The 7,057-nt window shown below is 73.2% G+C and carries 7 protein-coding genes and 1 tRNA gene; 5 read left to right on the forward strand and 3 right to left on the reverse strand.

What is annotated here, in order from left to right; genetic code table 11:
• The 5 genes from AOK09_RS24685 to AOK09_RS24705 all read left to right on the forward strand — a co-directional run.
• Nucleotides 1-795, forward strand: a 795-nt coding sequence (locus AOK09_RS24685) for a YoaK family protein (protein ID WP_055589442.1), incomplete at its 5' end; no start/stop codon positions are given.
• Between the two features lie 80 nt (nucleotides 796-875).
• Nucleotides 876-949, forward strand: a tRNA-Ala gene (locus tag AOK09_RS24690).
• Nucleotides 950-1,093: 144 nt separating this feature from the next.
• On the forward strand, nucleotides 1,094-1,363 hold the full coding sequence (locus AOK09_RS24695; RefSeq protein WP_055589443.1) for a hypothetical protein: 270 nt from the start codon (nucleotides 1,094-1,096) through the stop codon (nucleotides 1,361-1,363).
• Nucleotides 1,364-1,467: 104 nt separating this feature from the next.
• Nucleotides 1,468-1,833, forward strand: a complete 366-nt coding sequence (locus AOK09_RS40375; protein WP_055589444.1) for a hypothetical protein — start codon at nucleotides 1,468-1,470, stop codon at nucleotides 1,831-1,833.
• 101 nt (nucleotides 1,834-1,934) lie between these two features.
• Entirely contained in the window at nucleotides 1,935-3,452 is a 1,518-nt protein-coding gene (locus AOK09_RS24705) for a SulP family inorganic anion transporter (RefSeq protein ID WP_055589445.1), read from the forward strand.
• Between the two features lie 104 nt (nucleotides 3,453-3,556).
• Here the strand turns inward: AOK09_RS24705 and AOK09_RS24710 are convergent, their stop codons facing one another.
• The 3 genes from AOK09_RS24710 to AOK09_RS24720 all read right to left on the reverse strand — a co-directional run.
• Nucleotides 3,557-5,071, reverse strand: a complete 1,515-nt coding sequence (locus tag AOK09_RS24710) for an IPT/TIG domain-containing protein (RefSeq protein ID WP_055589446.1) — start codon at nucleotides 5,069-5,071, stop codon at nucleotides 3,557-3,559.
• Nucleotides 5,072-5,884: 813 nt separating this feature from the next.
• A complete protein-coding gene (locus AOK09_RS40380) occupies nucleotides 5,885-6,397 on the reverse strand; it encodes a hypothetical protein (protein WP_055589447.1) in 513 nt (170 codons plus the stop codon).
• 117 nt (nucleotides 6,398-6,514) lie between these two features.
• The coding region (locus AOK09_RS24720) for a class II glutamine amidotransferase (protein ID WP_169797060.1) at nucleotides 6,515-7,057 on the reverse strand (543 nt) is incomplete at its 5' end.

Here is a 7,057-nt window from a genome sequence, read left to right on the forward strand (position 1 = left end):
CCCGACCCCCGGCCCGTCCCGCAGGCCCGTCCCAGCCGCGCCGAGCGCGAGGCCCGCGCCGGAGCCCGGCGCCGGGCCCAGGTGCTGGCCAGGCGCCGCCGGATGGTCACCCTCCTCTTCGTGGTCTTCACCCTCGGGGCGATCGTCGCCGGTGTCGGCGGACTGGCCTTCCTCTGGGTTCCGGCCGTCCCCGCGGTGCTGCTCTCGCTCTACATCGGGCGGCTGCGCCGCCAGGAGCGCCACCGCTACGAGGTGAAGCTGGACCGCCGCCGTGCCGCGGAGGCCGCCCAGCGGCTGCGGGAGCGCGAGCGGCAGCGCCACCGGCCGGAGCCGCCCGCGGCGCAGCCGCCGGCCGCCCAGCGCCCCCAGGCGCACCCTGCCGGCCGGCGCCCGGTGGCGTCGCCCCGCCCGGCCGCACCCCGACCGGCCGCACCCCGACCGGTACGGCCGGAGGAGGCGCCCGAGGAGGCCCCGGAGGCGGATCCCGCCGCGGAGCGCCAGGCGCTGGTGGAGGCCACCGACCACGAGGAGTGGGTGGACGGGCTGCGGGAGCGGTCCGCCGACCCCGACTCCTGGGAGCCGGTGCCCGTCCCGCTGCCGACCTATGTCACCGCTCCGGTGGCTCCCCGCAGCACCGGCAGCCTGGACCTCAACGCCCCCGACGCCTGGAGCGCCGGCCGCGCCACCACGCCGCCCACCGCCGACCGGCGCGGCTCCACCCCGCTGTTCGACCAGTACGCCGACCCGGAGCCCTCCGTCGCCGAACGCCCCCGCCCGAGGGCGGCGAACGAGTAACCCGGCCGGTCGCGGCCCCGCCGCCGCGCCCCGGGGCGTGCATGGCCACCCCTGAAGGGATGCTAGAGTTCTTTCTCGTCGGGGCTGTGGCGCAGTCCGGTAGCGCACCTCGTTCGCATCGAGGGGGTCAGGGGTTCGAATCCCCTCAGCTCCACACCGACACGGGATCCCGTCCGATCGTTGAGATCGGGCGGGATCTCTGCGTTGTGGGTCCGTCTTGACGGGGCGTGCGATCCATGGCCACGGTGGTGGTGGGGTGGATTGTCATGATTGGCGCCTCCAGTGGGGAGTCGGACGCATGACCTGGTTCAACATCCTGTACTACGTGATCATGATCCTGGGATTCCTGGCGTGCCTGTACATGGCCGTCGCCTCCCGTGATGCCCTCAAGGCCGCGCTCTGGGTGGCGGCGTCCCCGATCGTCGCCCTGGTGGCCCCGGTGGCCATCGTCTTCGCGGCGATCGTGGCCGTGCTGTGGCTGATCTTCGCGGGAGTGCCCAAGCTCCTCTCGGCCGTCACCGCCCATCTGCCGCACCGCACGCAGCACCTGCCGGCGGTGCCCGCCTGAGCCGTCCGCCCCGCCGTGCCGCAACGCCGGGTCCTGTCGGAGCGTCGTGCTTTACTTACGCTCAGTGACTTTACGGACACGGAGAGGGGGCGGGTGCCGTGCCCATGGACGCTGTCCGCGGGCCCGCGCGGGCGGTCGCCGCGCTGCTCGCCGCCGTGCTGCTGGCACTCTCCGTGCCGGGCACCGCCGCCGCCGTGTACGCCGCCGTCCCCAGCGCGGTGGCCGCGCAACCGGGCGGCGGGGCCGAGGAGGAGCCACCGCAGCATTCCCCCGGCGGTGACCGGCCGGGTGCGGCCCCCTCACGCCGCACCCCGGCCGACCCGGATCCGGCGGGCACGGCGTGCGACGCGGCCGCGCAGGGGCCCCAAGCCCTGGTGGTGCGGCCGGAGCCGGCCGCCGCGGCCCTGCTCTTGACTGCCGTGGTGCCGCGCGGGCCCGATCTGGCGCAGTTGCAGGTGCTCCGCTGCTGACAGCGGGCGGAGACACCCAGCCTGTCCTCCCGCCCCTCCCGGCGCCGGCCGGGCGGTACGGCCTGCCCCGGACTCCCGTCCACGCACCCGAGTGAGACCCGATGAACCCACGAACCGCCCTCCGCCCTGCCCTGCTGCGGCAGGACTTCACCGCCTCCCTGGTGGTCTTCCTGGTGGCCCTGCCGCTCTGCATCGGCATCGCCGTGGCCAGCGGAGTCCCCGCCGAGGTGGGCCTAATCACCGGAATCGTCGGCGGCCTGGTCACCGGGATACTGCCGGGCAGCAGCCTGCAGGTGTCGGGCCCCGCCGCCGGGCTGACGGTGCTGGTCCACCAGGCCGTCACCCAGTACGGCGTCTCGGCGCTGGGCGCCCTGGTGCTGGCCGCGGGACTGCTGCAGGTGCTCATGGGCGCGCTGCGGCTCGGCCGCTGGTTCCGGGCCATCTCGGTCTCGGTGGTGCAGGGCATGCTCGCCGGGATCGGGCTGGTGCTGGTGGCCGGCCAGCTCTACCCGATGACCGGTGAGCACGCACCGGCCAACGGTCTGGCCGCACTGCGCGGGCTGCCGCTGCTGCTCATGGAGTCGCTGCGGTCCGCGTTCGGCGGGACGCCCGCCGCGGTCGACGCGGAACTGGTGGGCTGCGGCACCCTGCTGGTGCTGCTGGTGTGGCGCCGACTGCCCGCCCGGGTGCGGCTGGTACCCGCCCCGCTGGCAGCCGTCGCACTGGCCACGGCCGTCACCGCCGCCGCCCGGCTCGACGTGGCCAGGCTGGACGTCCGGGGGCTCGCCGGAGTGGTGCGGCCGCCGGGCCTCACCGACCTGGGCAGGCTCACCGGAGCGGGACTGCTCGGCACCGTACTGGCCTTCGCGCTGATCGCCTCGGCGGAGAGCCTCTTCAGCGCCGCAGCGGTCGACCGCCTGCACGACGGCCCCCGCACCGACTTCGACCGGGAGCTGATGGCACAGGGAGTGGGGAACACCGTCTGCGGGCTGCTCGGTGCGCTCCCGGTCACCGCGGTGATCGTACGGAGCGCCACCAATGTCGCCGCCGGGGCGCGGACCCGGGCCTCCCGGGTGCTGCACGGCTGCTGGCTGTTGCTGTTCGCCGCGCTGCTGCCCGAGACCCTCGGGGTGATCCCGCTGGCCTCGCTGGCGGCGGTGCTGGTCTACGCCGGGGCCGGGCTGATCCCGGCCAGGTCGCTGCCGCAGCTGTGGCGGGCCCATCGTGGGGAGGCGGTGGTGCTGATGGCGACTGCGGTGGCGATCGTGGTGACCAATCTGCTGGAGGGGGTGCTGCTCGGGCTGCTGCTGGCGGTGGTCAAGAGCGCCTGGGAGACCTCCCAGCTCCAGGTGGAGGTGGTCGACGAGCAGGACGGACCGATCCGGGTGGGGCTCTCGGGCAGTGCCACCTTCCTGCGGCTGCCGGGGATGCTGGGCGCCCTGGAGGGACTGCCGGTGGGGCGCCCCGTCACCCTGGACCTCACCGGGCTGCGGTATCTGGACCACGCCTGCCGCACCGCGCTGGAGGATTGGGCCGCCCGCAGGGGGGTGGACCTGGTCGAGCGGGCGGGAGGCACGGACGGCGTGGGCGGTGCGGAGCCGGTGCCGGTCGTGCAGTGACCGCGGCGGGGGCGGGTCCGCCCCCGCCGACGCGACCGTTCCGTGTGCCACCCGGCCGGGTGGCACACGGAACGGCGCTGGTGCGTTGCGGACGTGCCCGGTGACTACGGGGCGATGACGCCCGCGTTGGCGGCGGCGGGCAGCAGGGCCGGGGTTCCGGCGAAGCTCGCGGTGTAACCGCCGTTGGCGAGGATCAGCGGGAAGGTGATCGCCTCCGAGAGCTGGGCGGTGCCCTGCGCGTTGGTCACGGCGGTGCCCAGGGTCTGGTTGCCGGTCTTGAAGGTGATGGTCTGGCCGGGCACCGGCAGTCCGGTGACCAGGTCGGTCAGGGTGGCGTAGAGGAACGGGTAGTACACCTGCGGCGGGAACAGCCTGGTCAGCGCCGGGGTCGCGGAGAGCGAGGTGGCGTGGGCCGGCTCGACGTAGGTGAAGCCGCCCACCAGGCTTGCGCTGCCGCCCGGCGTCGTGACGGTGACGGTGGCCGGCCCGGCCGCCCCGGGCGGGGTGGTGGCGGTGAGCTGCGTACCGGTGGCGTTGACGGTGACGGCGGTGGCCGGGTTGCCGCCGACGGTGACGGTGGCGCCGGTCAGGTTGGTGCCGGTGACGGTCACCACGGTCCCGCCGGCGGTGGGGCCCTGGGTGGGGCTGATGCTGGTCAGCGTGGGCGCGAACTGGATGGCGCTGACATTGGCCGACGCGATGTTGGCGACGTAGACCTTGCCGTTGGGTGCGACCGCCACGGTGATCGGCTGGCTGCCGACCGGGATGGGGGAGCCCACCACGGTGTTGGTAGCGGTGTCGATCACCGAGACGTTGTTGGACCCGCGGTTGGCGGTGTAGGCGTTGCCGTTGGGGCCGACCGCGATTCCCCACGGGTTGGTGCCGACGGGGATGGGGGAGCCCACCACCATGTTGGTGGCGGTGTCGATGACCGTGACGTCGTTGGAGCCGATGTTGGCGACATAGGCGCGGCCGTTGGAGGCGATCGCGACGTAGTTCGGCTGGCTGCCGACGGGGATCGGGCCTCCCACCACGGTGTTGGTGGCGGTGTTGATCACCGTGACGGTGTTCGCGTTGCGGTTGGCGACGTAGGCGTTGCCGTTGGGGGCCACGGCTATCCCGACGGGGCCGGAGCCGGTGGGGATGGCGGCGCCCACGACGCTGTTGGTGCTGGTGTCGATCACGGACACGGAGTTCGCCGTGAACTGGCTGACGTAGACGTTGCCGCTGGGAACGACCGCCGACCCGGCCGGGCCGCCGCTCAGCAGGATCGGGGAGCCCACCGCGGTGTTGGTGGCGGTGTTGATCACCGAGACGCTGTTGGAGACGTTGTTGGGGATGTAGGCGTTCCCGTTGGGCGCGATCGACAGCCACACAGGGGTGGTGCCGCCCTCGGGGATGCTCGGGACGGTGACGGTGTCGGTACTGGTGTTGATCACCGTCAGGCTGTTCGAGCCGCTGTTGGTGACGTACAGGTCACCGGTCGGGGTGAAGGCCAGCCCGACGGGGTTGGTGCCGACGGGGATCGTCGGGTCGGCGGGTGCTGCCGCTGCCACCTGGCTGGAGGCGGCGGTGAGCTGCAGCAGTTCCGCCGCTGCGGTCTGGACGTCCGTGCTCATGTGGGTGGGACCCCTTCGGGTGGGGGCCGCCCCAGGTCCGCCGAGCCTTCGCAGGGGACTCGTGCAGGACCGCGGATCCCGCGCCGGGGCACGTCGAGCGAGGACGTCCGCGCGGACGCCACGGGCTGCTCACCCCGGGGAAGGGATGGGCAGCCCGTCGGTTGGATTACGGATTTCGTCCCCGTCTTTCCGGGGGGTGAAACGTGGTTTGGCATTTCCGTTGCCTGGAACGCGTTGATGATAAAAGCGTACTTTTATCGGCCTTGCTCGGTGTCCGAACGGCCCGTGCCGTCGGCGGGCCGACGGTGGGGGCGTCCGGCGGGGTCTTTTCCGCCCTCTCGGGCCTCCGGTTGGGGCGGCCGGGCCGGCGGGACGGCGTCCTGGTTCCGTGTCCGGTCGGCACCCTGGCCGCGGGGTGGGATCCGGCCCTCGCCGCCGAGTGTTCCGGCGAGTCGGGCCGGGGGATTTTCGGTGGTGCTGGGGGCGCAATCGGCGTGTTCGCCGGGCTTGGATGCAGGACTTCGCGCCGGACAAGAGTTCTGCACTCCCCCCGAACGAGTAGGTTTTGTGCCCGGAGGTTGCACTGTTTGTAAACGAAGGAGCTAAATGGACCCATCCGAATCGGTGGGCCCCATCCCCTCCCTCGGGGGTGTGGCCGCGGTCTGTCCTCGCGTCTGCCACACCGGCGTGGGGAGGCCACAGCGCGCGGTCACGATGGGCCCCCCGAAGGAGGATCTCGGATCCGTCAGCCGGCGCCGGCACGGCACCGGCTGACGCGCCCTCGTCCCTTCCGCCCAGGCCGGCGGCGTCGGGTCAGACCGCCTGCGCGGCCAGCGCCCGCAGCGCCGTGCGCTGGGCGAACCAGAGCAGCCACACCGTCACCGCACCCATCACAGCGGCCAGCATCAGATGACCGGTGACGGAGGCCACGGCCAGGCCGACGGCGCTCAGCACCGCGTGCAGGCCCATCCGCAGCGCCAGCAGGGCGACCGCCACCTTGCGGGTCCCCTTGCCCCGCCAGAGCGCCTTGGCCAGCTTGACGCGCCTGCGCATCACGGTCAGCGACACGGTGATGTTGACCGCCACCAGGGCGCCCAGCAGCCAGGCGGCCGGCGGGTAGGCCTTGAAGATGTCGAAGGAGGAGGCCAGCACTCCCTCGAAGCCGAAGAACCAGACCGGCAGCGTGGGATACGCGGCCGCAGCGGTGCCGGAGCCGGTGGCCCCGTCGGTGCTGCCGGGGGCGGTGGCGGTGGCGGGATCGCTGTCGGCGGTGGCGGGCCCGCTGATGGTCGCGGTGGTGGTCGCGGTGGTGGTGATGGCCGACATGTCGTCCCCCGTGGCGGTCGCTGCCCGGCGCGGTCGCCGGCTTCGATGGGGACGAGTCTTCCCGGGGCGGCCCGCGGGGAGCAGTGCCCTGGCGTAACAGGAGCGCGATGACAGATGTCACGACCGCGGGGCGACCACCGCGGCGGGGGTGAACGGCCGGATCTCGTTGCGGTTGCGGTGCACCATGACGAAGCTGGCCTCCGGCACCTCCAGCCAGACCTCCGGGACGTCGCCGAGCGGTTCGGAGACGATCAGCCGGGCGTCGTCGGAGGCGGAGCGCACCAGTGCGTTGCCCGGGTAGAGGGCGCGCAGGCCCTCGATGTCGGCGCTGTGGAAGAGCGACCGGGAGCGCCCCTCGGTGGAGTACCGGAAAGCCCACAGGGTCTCGCCGTTGCACACGGCGACGGTCATCTGCACGGGGTACTGGACGTCATTGCGCCGCCCCGTCTCCTCGACCAGCCCCACCATCCGGGCGACCGCCCCCGGCGGGTCCTCCTCCAGGCCCAGGCTGAGCGCGAGGAAGAACATCAGCTCGGAGTCGGTGGAGCCCTCGATGCAGGGGAAGAGGTCGGGTGAGACCGCGAGCGCCAGCTCCCGCCGGATCCGCTGGAACCCGGCGATCATCCCGTTGTGCATCCACAGCCAGCGGCCGTGGCGGAA

The organism is Peterkaempfera griseoplana (assembly GCF_001418575.1).
GTDB classification, from domain to species: domain Bacteria; phylum Actinomycetota; class Actinomycetes; order Streptomycetales; family Streptomycetaceae; genus Peterkaempfera; species Peterkaempfera griseoplana.